This is a genomic window from Bifidobacterium sp. ESL0704 (assembly GCF_029392075.1).
In the GTDB taxonomy this organism is placed as follows: Bacteria; Actinomycetota; Actinomycetes; order Actinomycetales; family Bifidobacteriaceae; genus Bifidobacterium.
Genome location: NZ_CP113929.1, coordinates 1719151 through 1737907, shown reverse-complemented (window position 1 = coordinate 1737907; position 18757 = coordinate 1719151). Strand labels below are relative to the sequence as shown.

Here is an 18757-nt window from a genome sequence, read left to right as displayed (position 1 = left end):
GCTATGGTCGGGCATATCGAATATCAAGGAAACAGGGCGAAAAGGGGAGAGGCATGGCAAAGGAACAAGGTACGAAGCTCATCGCGCAGAATCGCAAGGCGCGGCATAACTACACCATCGAAGACCATTATGAGGCCGGTCTGGTATTGACCGGCACCGAAGTCAAGTCGCTGCGCGAGGGGCGGGCATCGCTGGCCGAATCATTCGTCTCCATCGACCGTAACGGCGAGATGTGGCTGGAAGGCGCGAACATCCCCGAATATCTCAACGGTACTTGGAACAACCACGCTCCCAAGCGCAAGCGCAAGTTGCTCCTGCATGCCTCCCAGATCGCCAAGCTCAGCCGCCAGACCGAGGCCAAGGGTTACACCATCGTCCCGTTGAGCCTTTACTTCAAAGACGGCCGTGTGAAGGCCGAGATCGCCTTGGCGCGAGGCAAGAAGGAATACGACAAGCGTCAGGCTCTGCGTGAGGCGGAAGACAAGCGCGAGGCGCTGCGGGCGATGCGCTACAAGAACAAGCTGGTGCGTTAGGCTGCATCGTTGGTTTGCATCCCGGAGGAATTGCGACGCCTGGGTGGCAGTCGGCGTCGCGTTTCCTCCGGGATTTTTGTAGCTGGAGGTTTTGCGACGCTTTTGTTGTGGTTTGCGTCGTGTTTGCTCCGGTAGTTGTGGTTGTTGGAGCTTTTGTGACGTGGGGTCTCGTTTTTCCGTCGTGTTTGCTCCGTTAAGCGTGGTTGTTGGAGCTTTTGTGACGTGGGGTCTCGTTTTTCCGTCGTGTTTCCTCCGTTAAGCGTTGTTGTTGGAGCTTTTGTGACGCTTTGTTGGTTGTTTGCGTCGTGTTTGCTCCAGTAACTTTAGATAGTGGAGGATTTGAGACGCTTACACGCCTTATATCGGGCTTGCTGCTTGCGATAGGGCGGGCAGGGTGTCTGATGAACTGGCTGCAGACATCGTTGTCCATCTATTGAGATGGATATCTTGCATAAATACGTATGTTAGTATATTATGCAATTAGTCAAAGCGAGCGGGACATCCGGTGCCGCCCCAGAGAGGACTCAAGATGTCATTGCATATTTCCCAAAAAGTAAAGGTCGTGTTGGCAGGGATCTGCGCCACTGCGATGCTGGCCAGTGTCGCTGCTTGCGGTACCACCGACGAAAGCGACCAGAGCGCGACCCCGAAGAGCAGCGCCTCCAATACCAGCTCGGTCAAGAAGGATGCCAAGATCGCCGCCATGTTGCCTGATTCCATCAAGAAGGACGGCAAATTCACCATCGGAGTTTCTCCGGATTATGCACCTGCCGAATTCCTCGACAAGGACGGCAAGACCCCGATCGGCTATGAAATGGATCTGGCCAAGTCGATTTCGGCCATTTTCGGGTTGAAGTTCGAGGCGACCACCGCCGAGTTCGATTCCATCCTGCCGGGCATCGGCTCGAAGTACGATGCCGGCATGTCCGGATTCACCGTCACTCCCGACCGTAAGGGAGCCGGCGAGTTCGTTTCGTTCCTCAACGTCGGTTCCTCCTTCGTCGTCCAGAAGGGCAATCCGAAGAAGCTCTCTACCGACAATCTCTGCGGCAGCAGCGTTGCGGTGCTGACCGGCACCGTCCAGGAGACCACGGTCAAAAAACTCAATTCCCAGTGCACCGCCTCCGGCAAGAAGGCCATCGATGTCCAGTCGATGAAGGATCAGACGATTGTGGCCACCAACGTCGCCACCGGCAAGGCCGATGCGTTCTGTGCCGATTCGCCGGTCTCTGGCTATGCGGTCAAGCAGAACGGCGATAAGCTCGAACTGTTGGGCAAGACCTTCGACACGACTCCCGAGGCCGTGGTGCTCAAAGCGGGCGATACGCAGACGGCCAAGGCAGTGCAGGCCGCCATCCAGAAGCTGATGGATGATGGCACCTATATGAAGATTCTCAAGTCCTGGGGCAATGAAGACGGAGCCATCAAGGAATCCAAGATCAACGATTTTGCGGCGTAAGTCGACGCTGCATGACGCTGAATCAGTCCGATCGACGTCGCTTGTACGGATGTCGGTCGGATTTTGTCTCTCTTGTGCATCTTTGAGAATGCGATGGCGAGGCATGTCTTGAACAACTCATTGCGCTGGCCGTGAGAATCCGGTGTTTGCCATTGGACGGCAGCCCAGTTTGCCGTCGGCGGCTTTTGACGGACAAATCACTGTTTGGCAGTATGAACGGATGCGGTTTGGCCCTGTATCTGAGATAAAAGGCAATTATGTGTAGTTTCGTATAATATGCAAGTAGGTTGTATGTGTTGTTGAATATCAAATCGGCGTCGGATGTCATCGAACGGGCCTGACGCTACAGGAAGGTGCATTATGGTACATAACAATGAATCGGATGGGCTTGACATCCCCAATCGGATCCATGCAAGGCCGGTCCATCGTCCCGGCTCCCTGATTGCAGGTATCATCGTCGCGTTCCTTGCGGTGCTGTTGGTGCATGGCATGATTACCAACGGCAACTTCGAGTGGCCGACCGTCTGGAAGTACCTGTTCAACGAGCATGTCCTGAACGGCATCGGCTGGACGCTGATTCTGACGGTCACCTCCATGCTCATCGCCATCGTGCTGGCCGTGCTGCTGGCAGTGATGCGCAAGTCCGTCAATCCGGTGTTGCGCGGGGTCAGCTGGTTCTGGATCTGGTTCTTCCGTGGCACGCCTATCTACACGCAGCTGGTGTTCTGGGGGTTGTTCGCGGTACTGATTCCGACCCTTTCGCTCGGCATTCCCTTCACCAAGATCAATTTCTGGCAGATGAAGACTGAACAGCTCAACAACCTCATCGCCCCCGGATTCCTTGCGGCGATGCTGGGATTGGCGTTGAACGAATCCGCGTATCTGGCCGAGATCGTGCGCGCCGGCCTTGAAGCCGTCGACCCCGGTCAGAGCGAGGCCGCAGAGGCGCTCGGCATGCCACGGACCATGATCATGCGCCGGGTGATTCTGCCGCAGGCCATGCGTATCATCGTGCCGCCCACCGGCAACGAGGTCATTAGCATGTTGAAGACCACTTCATTGGTGTCGGCAGTGCCGTTCAGCCTTGAACTCCAGTTCGCCTCCGACGCCATCGCCCATCGCATCTACAAGCCGATTCCGTTGTTGATGGTGGCCTGCTTCTGGTATCTGATCATCACTTCCATCCTAATGGTGGTGCAGGCACGGATCGAGCGGTACTTCGGCAAGGGATTCAACGAAAGCTCGAGTGACAACACTGCCAACGGTGATGTCGAAGGCAAGAAGCCGGCGGCCAAGGTCGCTGAAGGCAATGAAGGCGAGACGACCTTCCTTGGGTTGAACGCTTGAGGCACGAGATGGAGATGAACGATATGGCGACGAATGAAACGAAAACGCAAATCATGACGGACCGGCAGCAAGCCGGAAGTACTGCAAAAACGGAGGTAGGCAAGGCCGTGGTGCCTGCCGTCAAAGCCACGCAGGTGCACAAGGCGTTCGGCAGTCTGCACGTGCTCAAAGGCATCGACATGACGGTGATGCCGGGCACGGTGACGGTGATTCTGGGGCCTTCCGGTTCCGGAAAATCCACGTTCCTGAGATTGATCAACCAACTTGAAACCCTGACCGGCGGCAGCATCGAGGTCGACGGCGAGCTCATCGGCTATAAGCACGTCGAGCACGGCGGCAAAGACGAACTACAAACACTGAACGACAAGGAGATCGCCAAGCAACGCGAAAAGCTCGGAATGGTGTTCCAGCGCTTCAACCTTTTCCCGCATCGCACGGTGATCGAAAACGTGATGGATGCTCCGGTGCATGTCGCCAAGGTCCCGAAGGCTAAGGCGAAGCAGGAGGCGATGGCTGAGCTGGAACGTGTCGGTATGGCCGATCGCGCGGATTATTATCCGATGCAGCTTTCGGGTGGCCAGCAGCAGCGTGTCGCCATCGCGCGCGCTTTGGCGATGCACCCTGACATCATGCTTTTCGACGAGCCGACTTCGGCACTTGACCCGGAGCTGGTGGGCGAGGTGCTCACGGTGATGCGTTCGTTGGCCGACGCCGGCATGACCATGATTGTGGTCACCCATGAAATCGGATTCGCCCGCGAAGTGGCCGACCAGGTCGTCTTTATGGACGGCGGCGTGGTCGTAGAGCATGGCGGTCCCGAAATCATCGACAATCCGCAAGAGCCCCGTTTCAAGGATTTCCTCAGCCACGTCCTCTGAGTGATTTCGATTCCAGTGGTTTTCTGACTGACGCGGTTGGGCGGAGATATACAATGTTCGGGACGCTCCTTGGCCGCTCGGCCGTGTCTTACGCCCGACCATTGCATATCTCCGCCCAACCACTCAACGATTAAGATTGATAAATAATTATGCTTTCTAATTAGATTTAGGTTGAGTGCTTGGGGCTGGGATATGCGATGTCAGACCGTAAAGACTTGGCCTGAGCGGCCCGGAGCGTGTCGGACATTGTATATCCCAGCCCCAAGTACGTCAGTTAGTCTCTTTGATGAGTAAATGCTGAAGACGATCTGGGAATATTGGGAATGGTGAAACTTTCGCGGGGGTACTGTCGCGTTTAAGGGGCATCACGTAGACTGGAACGTTATGTGTGGAATTGTTGGATTTGCAGGAAATGAGACCGCTTGCGGGAAACCGTTGGAAGTGTGCATGCAGGGGCTCAAACGTCTTGAGTACCGCGGATATGACTCCGCCGGCGTCGCGTTGGCGGCACCCGGTATGGAAGCCGTAGCCGTGCGCAAGAAATCCGGTCGTCTGACCAATCTCGCCTCTGACCTCGAACGCAGTCCTATGCCGGCTGCGACCGTGGGCATCGGTCACACCCGTTGGGCCACCAACGGCGAGCCGAGCGACGTCAACGCGCACCCCCATACCAGCCAGGACGGCAAGATCGCCATCATCCATAACGGCATCATCGAGAACGCCGAAAAACTGCGGCTCGACCTGCAGGCCGAAGGCTATACCTTCCTCTCCGCCACCGATACCGAAGTGGCCGCGAAGCTGCTGGGCAAGATCGCCAATATCATCATCAAGGAAACCGGCAAGCCCGACCTGTTCGAGGCGTTGCGACGGATGGCACGTATGCTTTCCGGGGCTTTTACCATTCTGGCCGTTGACGTCCGCCAACCCGAAATTGTCGTCGGCGCCCGCCATGATTCCCCGCTGGTCATCGGCCTCGGCGATGGCGAGAACTTCCTGGGATCGGACGTCGCCGCGTTCGTCGCCTACACCAAAGAGGCGATGGAACTCGACCAGGACCAGGCGGTCTGCATTTCCGGCGATAGCGTCACCGTCACTGATTTCGACGGCAACCCAATCACCGATTCCAAGCGTTTTACCGTAGACTGGGACGCCAGTGCCTCCGAAAAAGGCGGCTGGGACTCATTCATGGACAAGGAAATCCATGAGGATCCCGCCGCGGTGCGCAATACGTTGCTTGGCCGTTTCAATGAATCCGGAGCGATCAAACTCGATGAGCTTCACGTCGATCCGGAAGCCTTCAAACAAATCGACAAGATCATCGTCGTAGCCTGTGGCACCGCCAGTTATGCAGGAATGGTGGCCAAATACGCCATCGAGCATTGGGTGCGCATTCCCGTCGAGGTCGAGTTGGCGCATGAATTCCGCTACCGCGACCCGATCCTGACCCCACGTACGCTGGTGGTCGCCATTTCGCAGTCCGGCGAGACCATGGATACGCTGATGGCGTTGCGCCACGCTCGCGAGCAGGGTTCGCGCGTGCTGGCAATATGCAATACACAAGGTTCCACGATTCCGCGCGAATCCGATGCGGTGCTCTATACGCACGCCGGTCCCGAGATCGCGGTGGCTTCGACCAAGGCCTTTGTCGCTCAGATCGTGGCGGCATATCTGCTTGGGTTGTATTTCGCCCAGATCAAGAACACGCTCTACCGCGACGAAATCCATCAGATTCTGGACCAGCTCAAGGCCATGCCCGCAAAGATCCAGTGGGTGCTCGACAACCAGGCCGGCACTGTCGATGATGCCGCGAAAAAGCTGCTGAACGCCAAATCCTTCCTCTTCCTCGGCCGCCACGTCGGCTATCCGGTGGCGCTGGAAGGTGCGCTCAAACTCAAGGAAATCGCCTATACCTTCACCGAAGGTTTCGCCGCAGGCGAACTCAAGCACGGACCGATCGCACTGGTCGAGCCCGGTGAGCCGGTTGTCGTCATCGTCCCGTCTTCGCGTGGACGCAACGTGTTGCACAACAAGGTCATTTCCTCCATTGAAGAGGTCAAGGCGCGTGGTGCCTTCACCATCGCCGTGGCCGAGGTGGGTGACCCCGATGCCGAGAAATACGCGGATATCGTCTTCTGGCGCCCCGAATGCGCGACTTTGTTGAGCCCGTTGGTCGACGTGGTGCCGTTGCAGCTGTTCGCACTCGATGTGGCAAGGCTCAAAGGCTACGACGTCGACAAGCCGCGCAACCTCGCCAAGTCCGTCACTGTCGAGTAGACGAATTTGCAATCCAAGCATCGGTTTGTGCTCGATGAGCCGGAAGTGCCGTTCGAGCTGACGATTCTGTACGAGGACAACGACATCATCGTGGTCGACAAGCCGCATTTTCTCGCGACCACACCGCGGGGGATGTGGTACCGGCAGACGGCGCTTGTCCGCTTGCGCGAACGGTTTGGGGAATCTCAGATCACGCCGGCGCATCGGCTCGACCGCCAGACCGCGGGGGTGGTGCTGTTCGTGCGCAACCCTGAGCTGCGCGGGGCCTACCAGATGCTGTTTCAGGAGCATCGGGTTCAAAAGACCTATGAATGCCTCGCGCCGGCGCTACCTATCATCAGGCCTTGCACCGGGACGATCGAGCGCATGGATCCGCCGTCGGTTTTCCCGTTGAAACGACGTTCGCATATTGTCAAGCACCGTGGCCGTTTGCAGGCTTACGAAATCCCGGGCACGGTTAATGCCGAAACCGTTATCGAGCTGGCGCAGACAGATGGGGAAATCGCGGCCCAGGGTTATCGCCGTTATGTGCTTCACCCAAAAACCGGCAAAACGCACCAGCTGCGCGTTCATATGAATTCGCTTGGCCTGCCGATCAAAGGCGACGACCTGTATCCGGAAATCGTCGAGCCGGATTACGCCGACTTCTCCGACCCGCTGCAGCTGGTGGCGCGTTCGATGAGTTTCGTCGATCCGGTCAGTTGCGAGCTGCGTACGTTCACCTCGCAGATCGCTCTCGGTTAAGCTGCTCTGAGCTCAACCGAGAGCAAGCGACGATGCGGGCGCCAGCCAGAGCCTCCCAACTCTCAGTCCAAATCCAAACCTATAGAGGAAGCGTTCAGCCAATCGAGCGCACGGATTTGCGCTCAATGAGTTGGGTGGGGATGACGGTTTTCACGCCCGCGGGCACGTGTTGGCCGTTGCATTGCCATTTGACCATGTCGAAGGCGGTGCGTCCGATCTGATCGAACGGCATTCGCATCGTCGTCAGATTGAGGCGGGGCACGAGGCCGACCAGCGAATCGTCGACGCCGACGATGCTGACGTCGCGCGGCACGCTTTTGCCCATGCGTTCATAGGCCTGGATCACGCCGTAGGCCATCTGGTCGTTCGCCGCGTAAATGGCGGTGCACTTCGGGTTGTTCGCCAACGCCAATCCCGCCTGATAGCCGCTGTCGGCGTTCCAATCGCCGATATAGGTCTGCTCTATGGGGGCTCCGACCTGTTCAAGGGCGTCTCTCCACCCGAGTTCGCGGCTTCGCGCCGCTCGTGAGGAAGTCGGCCCGGCGATGTGATAGACGGTGGAATGACCGTGACTGAGCAGATAGTCGACGATGGCGATCGAGCATCCGTATTGGTCCGCGTCGACGGTCGGGCAGTGGTCCGAGGGTTCTTCGCTGATGAGGACCACCGGCAGGTCCGGCAGGGGCACGTATGAGTTGACGTCCGGAAGATTCTTCTCCAGGATGACGATCACCCCGTCGACGGGCAGCTGCTTCATTCGGTTGATCGCCGCCTGAAGCGTGTGGACGTTGTCATGTCGGATCTGATGGAGCGTGACGGCATAATCGTTGTCGAGCGCCGCGTTGGTGATGCCGTTGAGAATGCGGGCGTTGCCGTACGAGGTCATATTGAAAAGTACGACGCCGATATTGTTGAAATGCCCGTGCTTCAAGGCTCGTGCCGCGTAATTCGGACGATAGCCGAGTTTCTGCATGGCCTCTTCGACGCGTACGCGTGTGGCCGGTTTTACGGCACTGCTGTGATTGGCCACTCGTGAGACCGTCTGCGGCGAAACCCCTGCCTCTTGGGCGACATCCTGCATCGACACTACCCGGTTGGTTGGCATTGAATTCACCTCGTATATCATCGTTGCGCTGACGGTTCATACTTATATTGGTGACGATACCATTTTTAGCCTGATTTTCATAACTAGACGTTTCAGAATGCCATATGGTAGCTATCAAAAGCTTCTAATAATAGGAAAATATCATGTTGACACGGGCGATGTTTTTACTGACGAGAATAAATGCTATAATGATAACGTAAACATTTTTATTGACGATACAGCGTTTGTTCGTCGATAACCTTCTTCGAAGGAGAAGATGCAAAATGAGTGCAGTAGAGATTTCTGCCGGGCCAAGTCACGATACCGACTCGGTTCCGGTGAACAGGCATCGTGTGGATTGGCGTGGCTGGAAGTTCTTGTGGCCGTTCGTGGTGGTGTTCCTGTTCGTGTTCATCGTGCCGATCGTATATGCGATCTACCTGTCGTTCTTCCAGACGAGGATGATCGGGGGAACGGTGTTCGTCGGGGTGCAGAATTATCTGCGCCTCTTCCGTGACGGCCAGTTCTGGGGCTCGGTGTGGCGGGTGACGCTCTTCACCATCGTGCAGGTGCCGATCATGCTGGCCCTGTCGGCTCTGCTGGCGCTCGCATTGGATTCGATGCGTCTGCACGGCACGCGCTTCTTCCGCATCTCGACGTTCCTGCCCTATGCGGTGCCGGCGGTCGTGTCCACGCTGATCTGGGGGTTCATGTACGGGGCGAAGTACGGGCTGGTCGGTTCGCTGAACGGCTGGCTGGGCACGCATCTGGACGTGCTGCAGCCCAGCGTGTTGCTGGCGGCGATCGGCAACATCGTGACCTGGGAGTTCACGGGCTACAACATGCTGATCTTCTATTCGTCGCTTTCCACGATCCCGCATTCGCTCTACGAGGCGGCGTCGATCGACGGGGCCAGCGAGTGGCAGATCGTGCGGCGGATCAAGATGCCGGAGCTCAAGGGGAGCCTGGCGATCACGGTGATCTTCAGTATCATCGGCAGCTTCCAGCTGTTCAATGAGCCGTCGATCATGCAGAACATGGTACCGGGCAACACGATCACAACGTATTACACGCCGAACATGTACGCGTACAACCTGAGCTTCACCGGCGGGCAGTCGAACTACGCGGCGGCCCTGGCGATCGTGATGGCCGTGATCACCATGGCGGTGGCGTACGCGGTGCAGCTCAACAGCATGAAGGAGCAGATGAAATGAGCGAGGCTACTGGAATGAAGTCCGAGGCGAGCCTGAAACGTCTGTCGGCCTCCGAGCTGAGGGCGCAGGAGCGTGCCGCCAAAAAGGCGGAGAAGACACGTCAGCGTCGCGTGGCGCACGACGAGGCGGACGAGCGCAAGCGCAGCGCGCGCAACGGGTTCAGCAACCCGGACAACCCGCGCCGCAGCTGGCCGCTGACGTTCGTCGTCGCCATCTTCGCGGTCTACTGCCTGTTCCCGTTCGTCTATCTGCTCATCAACGCCACGAAGACGCAGGGCGATTTCACCTCGACGTTCGGCCTCGGTTTCGGCCATACCTTCGCCCTGTGGGACAACCTGCAGGAGGTGTTCACCTACCAGGACGGGATCTTCGGCCGCTGGCTGCTGAACACCCTGCTCTACGTGGTCGTGGGCGCCGGCGGGGCGACCCTGCTGGCGATCATGGGCGGCTACGCGCTGGCCAAGTTCCGCTTCCCGGGGCGCAAGGCCGTCTTCGCGGTGGTGATCGGCGCGATATCGGTGCCGGGCATCGCCCTGGCGGTCCCGCAGTTCCTGCTGTTCGCCAAGCTCGGGCTGACGAACACGCCCTGGGCGATGATCCTGCCCAGCCTCATCTCGCCGTTCGGCCTGTATTTGATGTGGATCTTCAGTGAGCAGGCCGTGCCGACCGAGCTGATGGAGGCGGCGCGCGTGGACGGGGCGGGCGAGATGCGCACGTTCTTCACGATCGCCCTGCCGCTGCTGGCGCCGGGCATTGTCACCACGGCTTTGTTCACGATCGTGGCGACGTGGAACAACTACTTCCTGCCTCTGATCATGTTGAAGGACGCGGACTGGTATCCGCTGACAATCGGACTCAACCAGTGGAAGGACCAGGCGAGCACTGCGGGCGGCCAGGCCATCCAGAACCTCGTCATCACCGGCTCTCTGGTCACCATCGTCCCGCTCGTCATCGCGTTCCTGCTCCTGCAGAAGTACTGGCAGTCCGGCCTCGCCGCAGGCGCCGTCAAAGAATAATGGCAGACGAGACAAGACACAGGGGATATAAACCATGAATACACGCAGAACACATCGTTGGCCACAGCCGCTCGATGGCCAAGCCCAAAGGCTTTGGTATGGGGGAGATTACAACCCCGACCAATGGCCCGAAGAGGTCTGGGACGACGATATCCGCCTGATGCACAAAGCCAAGGTCAACCTCGTCTCCCTCGGCATCTTCTCATGGGCCAAGATAGAGCCGAGCGACGGCGTCTTCGATTTCGGCTGGCTCGACCGCATCGTCGACAAGCTCGGGCGTGCCGGCATCGCCGTGGACATGGCCTCCGCCAGTGCTTCGCCGCCGATGTGGCTGACGCAGGCGCATCCTGAGGTGCTCTGGCGCGACGAGCGCGGAGATGTCTGCTGGCCGGGTGCGCGTCAGCATTGGCGGGCGACCTCGCCGGTCTTCCGTGAGTACGCCTTGAGGCTTTGCCGCGCGATGGCCGAGCATTTCAAGGGCAACCCCTACGTGGTCTCGTGGCATGTGGGCAACGAATACGGCTGCCACAACCGCTTCGACTATTCCGATGACGCGATGCGTGCCTTCCAGAAGTGGTGCGAGGCGCGCTACGGCACCATCGAGGCCGTCAACGACGCCTGGGGCACCGCGTTCTGGTCGCAACGCATGAATGATTTCAGCGAGATCATCCCGCCGCGTTTCATCGGTGAGGGCAACTTCATGAATCCGGGAAAACTGCTTGATTTCAAGCGGTTCAGTTCCGACGCTCTGAAGGATTTCTTCATCGCGGAGCGCGATGCGTTGGCGCAGATCACCCCGGACAAGCCGTTGACGACCAACTTCATGGTCAGCTCGGGCGGTACCACGCTCGACTATGACGATTGGAGCGATGAGGTCGATTTCGTATCCAACGACCATTACTTCACTCCCGGCGAGCAGCATTTCGACGAGTTGGCGTACTCGGCTTCATTGGTCGACGGCCTGGCGCGTAAAAAACCATGGTTCCTTATGGAGAACTCGACGGGTGCCGTCAACTGGCGTCCGATCAATTACCGTAAGGAACCCGGCCAGACCGTTCGTGACGCGCTGGCCCATGTGGCCATGGGCGCCGATGCGGTCTGCTATTTCCAATGGAGGCAGTCGCGTGCCGGTGCCGAGAAGTTCCACAGCGCGATGGTGCCGCACGCCGGCGAGAACAGCCGGATATTCCGTGACGTCTGCGAACTCGGCGAGGATTTGCAGCGACTTTCCGATGCCGGTCTCGAAGGGACCGAACTGAAGAAATCCCCAATCGCCGTTGTTTTCGACTATCAGAGCGAGTGGGCCACGGAACACAGCGCGAATCCGACGCAGAAGGTTCGCCATGTCACCGAGCCTTTGGACTGGTTCCGGGCCTTCGCCGATTTGGGAATCACCGCCGACATGGTGCCGATGAGAGGCGATTGGGACACGTATGAAGCGGCTGTGCTGCCGTGCGTCTACCTGCTGAGCCAAGCCGATTCGCAACGTGTGCATGACTACGTGTCGAATGGCGGGAAGCTCTTCGTGACGTACTATACCGGTATTTCCGACGAACGCGATCACGTCTGGCTGGGCGGCTATCCGGGTTCGATTCAGGATGTCGTGGGTGTGCGAAGCGAAGAGTTCGCGCCGATGGGCGACGATTTCCCAGGTACTCTCGACCATCTGGATCTGAGCAATGGCGCGGTGGCGCACGATATGGCCGACTGGATCACTTCGACCTCGCCGCAGGCTTCCGTGCTCGCGACCTATCAGGCCGACAGGCGCACCGGCATGAACGGTGTGCCCGCCATCGTGGTCAATCCCTTCGGTTCGGGGAAGTGCGCCTATATCGGCTGCAAATTGGGCCGTGAGGGTCTGCGGCTTTCCTTGCCCGACGTGCTTGGCGAGATGGGCATCGACCGTTCTTGCGAACCGAATGCCGGTAAGGTGCTTCGCATAGAGCGTGACGGTGAAGACGGACGCAGTCGTTTCGTTTTCTATTTCAACCGTGGCGATGACGATGTGAAGGTCAGGTTCGACGGGAACGTCATGGTGTCTTCGCTGGCACAGGTCGAAGAGGCGGGAGATGCCGCTTCGATCTCACCGAATGGTTTGCTCATAGTGAAAGGATGACGAAAATCCGCAGATGACAATAAACCCTCGTCGGGCTGCGGCGGGCAACGAAGAAGCAACGCGTTTGACCTGAGGCGGTTCACGAGGGTAAAACAACATAAAACGTTCACGCACGGTTTTGCAAACCGTGTAAATGTGAAGTATAATTAAGAATGTTATCGCAATCATTTTAATGACTGATTGTCGGATATCTGTTTCGGGCTTCTACGAGTTTGAATGGATATTTAGCGCATCTTAAGATTGGTTACGTTCGACAAGAATTTCCATTTGCTTTAGCGCATGTGGGGAAGGAGAAAGAACGATGAAGTTCAGTAAGCAAATAATCGCAATGGTCGGGGCGGCCGCCATGTTGGTGCCGCTGGCGGCATGCGGCGGTTCGAACAATTCCTCTGCGGATTCGTCGAAGGGCGGCAAGACCTCGATTCTCGTGTGGTCCTGGGATTCGACGTTGCCTCGTACGGTGAAAGGCTTTGAGAAAGCCAACCCGAACATTACCGTGAAGGTGACCAATGCCGGAACGAACAAGAAGGAATACACCGCACTCAACAATGCGATGTCCGCGGGCAAGGGCGCGCCTGATGCCGCGCAGATCGAATATTACGCGTTGCCTGAATACGTTATTCGTGGCAATGTGACCAACCTTTCGGATATGGGTGCTTCCGGCTACAAGAGCTTCTACACTCCGGGCACCTGGAATTCGGTCAATATCAACGGCGGCGTCTACGCGCTGCCGATGGACTCGGGCCCCATGGCCTTCTTCTACAACAAGGAGGTTTTCGACAAGGCCGGCGTCACCCAGGTGCCGACGACCTGGGACGAGTTCTATGAGGCCGCCAAGAAGATTCGCGCCACCGGCAACTACATCACTTCCGATTCCGGCGATGCGGGCTTCTTCGACTCGATGACCTGGCAGGCGGGCGCGAAGCCTTTCGAGACCAGCAAGGACGGCAAGACCGTCACCATCAATCTGACCGGCAACGACAAGGTCAAGAAGTGGGCCGATTTCGAGCAGAAGCTCATCGACGAAGACCTGATCGACACCAAGACCGCCGGCTGGTCCGACGATTGGAACAAGGGCCTGGGCGACGGCTCCATCGCCTCGTTGCTCACCGGCGCATGGATGCCCTACAACCTGCTTTCCGGTGCTCCGCAGGCAAGTGGCAAGTGGCGTGTGGCGCAAATGCCGACCTGGGAAAAGGGCGGTACCGAGAACTCCGAGAACGGCGGTTCCTCGCTCGCTTTGATCAAGACCAAGGACAGCGCCAAGGCCAAGGCCGCTTACAAGTTCATGGAATATGCCTGCCACAACAAGGAAGGCATCAAGACCCGCGTCGATGGCGGTGCTTTCCCTGCCGACAACGACACGCTTTCCTCCAGCGACTTCCTGAACATGACCTCGATGACCGACGACAAGGGCAAGCCCAACGAGTACTTCGGCGGACAGAAGTTCAACGAGGAGCTCGCCAAGGCCGCCAAGAACGTGATCCCTGGCTACAAGTTCCTGCCGTTCGAGGTCTATGCCCGCGGTGTCTTCGCCGATGACGCCGGCGGTGCCTTCACCGATAAGAAGATCACCATCGACAAGGGCATCGCAGCCTGGCAGAAGAACATGGTCGATTATGCCAAGCAGCAGGGCTACACCGTCAAGGAGAAGTAGTTTTCACTGATTATTGGGTTTCATCAATAATGATGTTCCGCGAATCCGGATGATTGTTTCCGTGATTCGCGGAACATTTTATATGCTCTGATGGCAGGGCGGCGACGGTGGCCTGATGACCTGCCATGCAGCAGTTTCGCTCTGTAGCGGTTGATTTTTCGGCAATGGTGCCGAGTGAATATTGCGGAAGCGCTCAGACCCGCTTGATGGACGGCAGATAGGGTTATTGTGGCTCGTACTTCCACGCCTTCGTGTACCGCGTTTCCCAACAACCGGTTGGCGATGAAGAGCTATTTTACAACGATAGATTTTGTTTTTTTATAATTACTGAGTAAGGTGGGCACTCGTAGGGATCGAGACAGCGCCGTCTGCTCGCTATGAATGCACATACAGAACGGTGGATTGATCGCTACAGACAAGGATGTCTTTTTCTGACAGCATCTTGGCGAGGATTAAGGAGATTAAAGAGAGCAATGTAAGCAAACGACGGTCGAGGTCATTATTTCAAAGTCAAAGGAGAAGAACAATGAAGTTCAGGATAATGAAAAAATCTATCGCATTTCTCGGAGCCGTGGCCATGCTTTCCGGCCTGGCCGCGTGTGGCAGCGGCTCGAACAAGGCTGACGAAAGTACGAACGGCAAGACGGAGATTACTGTGTGGGCCTGGGAACCGACGCTCAAGCAGGTAGTGCCTCTGTTTGAAAAGAAGAATCCCAACATCAAAGTGAAGCTGCAGAACGTGGGCACCGGCACCAAGCACTATACCGCCCTCGACAACGCGTTGCAGGCCGGATCCGGTGCCCCTGATGTCTCCCAGATTGAATACAACATGGTTCCCCAATATGTCATCGGCAAGCATCTTCAGGACATCACGAGCAAGGTTTCGGGGTACGACGGGTTCTATACCCCCGGTACCTGGAATGCGGTTCATCAGGGAGGCAAGATCTACAGCCTTCCGATGGATTCAGGCCCGATGGCTTTCTTCTACGACAAAGAGGAATTCGATAAGGCCGGTGTCGATGCCACGCAGATCAAGACCTGGGACGACTACTATCAGGCCGCAAAAAAGCTGAGGGCCGTGGGCGCGTACATCACCTCCGATTCCGGCGACGCCAGCATGCTTGAGACCATGAGCTGGCTTGCAGGCGGCAGGCCGTTCAAGCTGTCCGCCGATGGGTCGAAGATCGGCATCAACCTTACCGGGGATGCGGGAACCAAGAAGTTCATCGATTTCTGGCAGAAGATGATTTCCGAGGATCTCATCGACACCAAGACGGTTGCGTGGAGCGAGGACTGGTTCAAGGGATTTGTCGATGGAACCATCGCCTCCCAGCTGACCGGCGCCTGGATGCCCGCCAATTTCGCCAATTCGGCTCCCGCCGCTGCGGGCAAGTGGCGTGTCCTGCCGATGGTGACGCCAGACGGCAGCAAGGTCAACGCTGAGCTGGGTGGCTCTTCCTTGGCGGTCATCTCTACGAGCAAAAAGGCCGATGCCGCTTTCAAGTTCATCGAATTCGCAAACCATGATCGTGAAGGCATCGACGCGCGTGTCGACGGAGGGGCATTCCCATCCGACGTCAAGACGATGAAATCCAGCAAGTTCCTGAATGCCACCACTGTGAAAAACTCTGACGGCACGCCGATCAATTACTTCGGCGGGGAGAAGTACAACGCTGTGTTGGCCGAAGGCGCCAAGCTGGTGCATAAAGGCTTCCAGTGGACTCCGTTCGAGGTCTATACGCGTGCCAAGTTCGGCGATTACATGGGGAAGTCCTTCACTCAGCATCAGCCTTTGAGCACGGGGCTGGCTGCATGGCAAAAGAATCTGAAATCCTATGCCAAGCAGCAAGGCTTCCAAGTGGAGTAGAGAGTTGCGAACCTATGGTTGATGCGACCTTGCATTGAGGGCTCTCAGCGTTGATGGGTGCCGATGGCGAATAGACCACCGGCACCCATCAACGCTTTGAGCGGTTTCGGCCATGGCGTAGTGTCGTTGGTGAATGACGGGATCGGTAAGGAGCGACATACATGAAATCACGGCGGCATCTGAAACTGCTTGCGGCGATATGCTCGTTTCTCATGCTCGCCGCGACGGCAGCCTGCGGAACGCAGGACGACCGTACCGTCATCACGGTCTGGTCGTGGGAGCCCGGCATGCAGGCCGAGGCCCGCGATTTTGAAAAGGCCAACCCCGACATCCGTGTGGTCATCAAATCCACCAGCGGCTACGACAACCTCAACTCCGCCATCCAGGACGGCTACAACGTGCCCGACGTGGTGCAGCTCGAGTATTTCGCTCTGCCGCAGTATGCCGTAAGCGGTCAGCTGCGCGACATCACCGATGCCACGCAGGATTTTGGCGACAACTACACGCCCGGCACGTGGTCGAGCGTGCACACCAACGGCCGGGTCTACGGGGTGCCGATGGATTCCGGGCCGATGGCGTTCTTCTATAACGATGACGTCTTCCGTCAGGCGGGCGTCGACGCCTCGCAGATCCATACCTGGAACGATTACTATGAGGCGGCCAAAAAACTCAAGGCGATAGGCGTCTATATCGCCGCCGATTCCGGTGATGCGAGTTTTTATAATGCCATGATCTGGCTTAACGGCGGACGGCCGTTCCACACCACTGGTGACGGGAAAACCGTTACCGTTGATCTCGTTGACGATACGGGAACTCAGAATTTCAGTGCATTCTGGCAGAAAATGATTGATGAGGGCCTGATCAATACTCAGCTCAACACCTGGTCGGACGGATGGAAGAACGCGCTTGCCTGCGGTAGTGTCGCCTCCGTGTTCACAGGGGCGTGGATGCCGTCGCTGTTGCTTTCCGATGTTCCGGATGGCGCGGGGCTCTGGCGTGTGGCGCCCATGCCGACGGCGGATGGGACGCGGACCAATTCGGAAAACGGTGGTTCGGCGCTTGCTGTTTTGCACTTTACGCGCAAGCCGGAAGCCGCAATGCGTTTCATACGCTATGTCTGCCTCGACCGGTCCGGCATCGCCAAGCGTGTCGACGGCGGCGCGTTCCCCGCAGACAAGGCGACGCTGAACAGCCATGCGTTCCTGACGAAGACCACGATACGGGATTCACGCGGCATCGACATACCGTATTTTGGCGGGCAGCAATTCAACCGCGTGCTTTCGCATGCCGCCGAAACCGTGTCGGTCGGTTACCAGTATCTGCCCTTCGAGGTCTATGCACGAGGTGATTTCAAGACGACGGTCGGACAGTCCTATAAATGGTCGACCGCAGCACGTTCTGTACAGAATGTCCAAGACCGCATCGATGCCGGACAGACCAATCCGGATGGCAGCTCGCTGACCTTGCCACAGGATCCCGGACCCAAGATCACGCTGATGGAAGGAATCGGGCTGTGGCAGAAGGACATCAAGGAATACGGCACCAATCAGGGCTTTAATCTGCAATGAGCGGCGTTTCTGCGTACGGCAGGAACGTTCTGTCGGCCAACGTCGCCATTGGATTGCGCAAGCTGCGTTTTTGTTTCGTTGTCAGCCATTTGAGGATGCCTGTGACGGGTTATCGCTCCTGTATCTTTTGTTTCGCCGCGTTGGCCGCAGCGACGGCAAAGATGCGAGTTTGACAGGTTATGCGGTCGCGGCGACGACCGGCATCAGGCGTTGAGGCGATAGATGACGGTCATGCCTTTGAAGATCAGGTCAGGGTCGTAGACATCGATGGCCTCGGTGTCGTCTTTGAAGACCGAGCCAAGGCCGCCGGTGGCCACCACCTTGAAATCCTCCTTGATCTCGTGACGGAATTGGCCGACCGTCCGTTCGATGCCGCCGAGGAAGTTGTAGTAGAGACCCGCCTGCATCGCGGTTTTCGTGCCTTTGGCGAGGATCGAATCCGGCCGGGTGATTTCCACTTCCGGCAGCTGGGCGGTTCCCGATACCAGGGAACTGATGGAGGTCTGCAGGCCCGGGCTGATCAGCCCGGCGGTGATGGACTTGTTGCCGTCGACGTAATTGAACGTGGTCGCCGTGCCGAAATCGGCCACCAGCACCGGGCCGCCGTAGACGTCATACGCTCCGACGCAATCCGCCAGACAGTCCGCCCCCAGTGATTTCGGATCGTCCATGCGGATGGACAACCCCGATTTCACGCCGGGGCCGACGATGATCGGGTCGATATCCAGGAATTTGACGATGGAGGAGCGGAAGGAATGCATGATCTGCGGGACGACGGAAGCGATGATGACATCCTCGACGTCCTCGGGGTCGTATCCGCCGGTTTCGAGGAATTGGAGCAGCAGCAGGCCGTATTCGTCACTGGTCCTGAAGGTTTTGGTGGTGATGTGCCAGGTGTCGGTGATGGCGGCGACGGGGGTGCTGTCGTCCACGACGCCGATTTCGATGTTGGTGTTGCCGATATCGATCGCGAGTAGCATTTCGTCCGCCCTCTCAAGGT

The 18757-nt window shown here is 57.7% G+C and carries 14 protein-coding genes; 12 read left to right on the top strand and 2 right to left on the bottom strand.

Annotation, left to right across the window (positions count from 1 at the left end; translation table 11 throughout):
* The first annotated feature begins 53 nt into the window (after window positions 1-53).
* From smpB to OZX64_RS06255, 6 genes are all read left to right on the top strand, one after another.
* Entirely contained in the window at window positions 54-533 is a 480-nt protein-coding gene (gene smpB / locus OZX64_RS06280; protein ID WP_277146478.1) for an SsrA-binding protein SmpB, read from the top strand.
* 529 nt (window positions 534-1062) lie between these two features.
* Window positions 1063-1992, top strand: coding sequence for an ABC transporter substrate-binding protein (locus OZX64_RS06275; protein ID WP_277172111.1), 930 nt, complete (start codon window positions 1063-1065; stop codon window positions 1990-1992).
* Window positions 1993-2352: 360 nt separating this feature from the next.
* Window positions 2353-3339: an amino acid ABC transporter permease gene (locus OZX64_RS06270; RefSeq protein ID WP_277172109.1), complete on the top strand. Its 987-nt coding sequence runs from the start codon at window positions 2353-2355 to the stop codon at window positions 3337-3339.
* Between the two features lie 53 nt (window positions 3340-3392).
* Complete coding sequence (locus OZX64_RS06265) at window positions 3393-4217, top strand: amino acid ABC transporter ATP-binding protein (RefSeq protein WP_277175008.1); 825 nt, start codon at window positions 3393-3395, stop codon at window positions 4215-4217.
* A gap of 384 nt (window positions 4218-4601) precedes the next feature.
* Window positions 4602-6491 carry a glutamine--fructose-6-phosphate transaminase (isomerizing) gene (gene glmS, locus OZX64_RS06260; RefSeq protein WP_277172107.1) on the top strand — a complete coding sequence of 630 codons (1890 nt, stop codon included), beginning with the start codon at window positions 4602-4604 and terminating at the stop codon, window positions 6489-6491.
* 6 nt (window positions 6492-6497) lie between these two features.
* A complete protein-coding gene (locus OZX64_RS06255; RefSeq protein ID WP_277172105.1) occupies window positions 6498-7235 on the top strand; it encodes a pseudouridine synthase in 738 nt (245 codons plus the stop codon).
* Between the two features lie 94 nt (window positions 7236-7329).
* On the opposite strand, the gene OZX64_RS06250 is transcribed toward OZX64_RS06255, so the two are convergent.
* Window positions 7330-8316: a LacI family DNA-binding transcriptional regulator gene (locus tag OZX64_RS06250; protein ID WP_277175007.1), complete on the bottom strand. Its 987-nt coding sequence runs from the start codon at window positions 8314-8316 to the stop codon at window positions 7330-7332.
* Between the two features lie 287 nt (window positions 8317-8603).
* Between OZX64_RS06250 and OZX64_RS06245 the strand changes: the two genes are divergently transcribed.
* The 6 genes from OZX64_RS06245 to OZX64_RS06220 all read left to right on the top strand — a co-directional run bounded on the left by OZX64_RS06245 (window position 8604) and on the right by OZX64_RS06220 (window position 17757).
* Window positions 8604-9533 (top strand): sugar ABC transporter permease, encoded by a 930-nt coding sequence (locus OZX64_RS06245; protein ID WP_277172103.1) that lies wholly within the window; start codon window positions 8604-8606, stop codon window positions 9531-9533.
* A gap of 14 nt (window positions 9534-9547) precedes the next feature.
* Entirely contained in the window at window positions 9548-10549 is a 1002-nt protein-coding gene (locus tag OZX64_RS06240; RefSeq protein WP_277175006.1) for a carbohydrate ABC transporter permease, read from the top strand.
* 34 nt (window positions 10550-10583) lie between these two features.
* The gene (locus OZX64_RS06235) at window positions 10584-12665 is read left to right on the top strand and encodes a beta-galactosidase (RefSeq protein ID WP_277172101.1); all 2082 of its coding nucleotides are present in this window, start codon (window positions 10584-10586) and stop codon (window positions 12663-12665) included.
* A gap of 301 nt (window positions 12666-12966) precedes the next feature.
* On the top strand, window positions 12967-14322 hold the full coding sequence (locus OZX64_RS06230; RefSeq protein ID WP_277172099.1) for an extracellular solute-binding protein: 1356 nt from the start codon (window positions 12967-12969) through the stop codon (window positions 14320-14322).
* Window positions 14323-14848: 526 nt separating this feature from the next.
* Window positions 14849-16189 (top strand): extracellular solute-binding protein, encoded by a 1341-nt coding sequence (locus OZX64_RS06225; RefSeq protein WP_277172097.1) that lies wholly within the window; start codon window positions 14849-14851, stop codon window positions 16187-16189.
* Between the two features lie 161 nt (window positions 16190-16350).
* Window positions 16351-17757, top strand: a complete 1407-nt coding sequence (locus OZX64_RS06220) for a sugar ABC transporter substrate-binding protein (RefSeq protein ID WP_277172094.1) — start codon at window positions 16351-16353, stop codon at window positions 17755-17757.
* Between the two features lie 203 nt (window positions 17758-17960).
* Here OZX64_RS06220 and OZX64_RS06215 read toward each other — a convergent pair whose 3' ends face one another.
* On the bottom strand, window positions 17961-18737 hold the full coding sequence (locus tag OZX64_RS06215; RefSeq protein ID WP_277157398.1) for a type III pantothenate kinase: 777 nt from the start codon (window positions 18735-18737) through the stop codon (window positions 17961-17963).
* Between the last annotated feature and the right edge of the window lie 20 nt (window positions 18738-18757).

Bases quoted from the DNA above. Each gene is read 5' to 3' on its own strand.
- smpB (WP_277146478.1), top strand. From the start codon at position 54: ATGGCAAAGGAACAAGGTACGAAGCTCATCGCGCAGAATCGCAAGGCG.
- OZX64_RS06275 (WP_277172111.1), top strand. From the start codon at position 1,063: ATGTCATTGCATATTTCCCAAAAAGTAAAGGTCGTGTTGGCAGGGATC.
- OZX64_RS06270 (WP_277172109.1), top strand. From the start codon at position 2,353: ATGGTACATAACAATGAATCGGATGGGCTTGACATCCCCAATCGGATC.
- OZX64_RS06265 (WP_277175008.1), top strand. From the start codon at position 3,393: ATGACGGACCGGCAGCAAGCCGGAAGTACTGCAAAAACGGAGGTAGGC.
- glmS (WP_277172107.1), top strand. From the start codon at position 4,602: ATGTGTGGAATTGTTGGATTTGCAGGAAATGAGACCGCTTGCGGGAAA.
- OZX64_RS06250 (WP_277175007.1), bottom strand. From the start codon at position 8,316: ATGCAGGATGTCGCCCAAGAGGCAGGGGTTTCGCCGCAGACGGTCTCA.
- OZX64_RS06245 (WP_277172103.1), top strand. From the start codon at position 8,604: ATGAGTGCAGTAGAGATTTCTGCCGGGCCAAGTCACGATACCGACTCG.
- OZX64_RS06240 (WP_277175006.1), top strand. From the start codon at position 9,548: ATGAAGTCCGAGGCGAGCCTGAAACGTCTGTCGGCCTCCGAGCTGAGG.
- OZX64_RS06235 (WP_277172101.1), top strand. From the start codon at position 10,584: ATGAATACACGCAGAACACATCGTTGGCCACAGCCGCTCGATGGCCAA.
- OZX64_RS06230 (WP_277172099.1), top strand. From the start codon at position 12,967: ATGAAGTTCAGTAAGCAAATAATCGCAATGGTCGGGGCGGCCGCCATG.
- OZX64_RS06225 (WP_277172097.1), top strand. From the start codon at position 14,849: ATGAAGTTCAGGATAATGAAAAAATCTATCGCATTTCTCGGAGCCGTG.
- OZX64_RS06220 (WP_277172094.1), top strand. From the start codon at position 16,351: ATGAAATCACGGCGGCATCTGAAACTGCTTGCGGCGATATGCTCGTTT.
- OZX64_RS06215 (WP_277157398.1), bottom strand. From the start codon at position 18,737: ATGCTACTCGCGATCGATATCGGCAACACCAACATCGAAATCGGCGTC.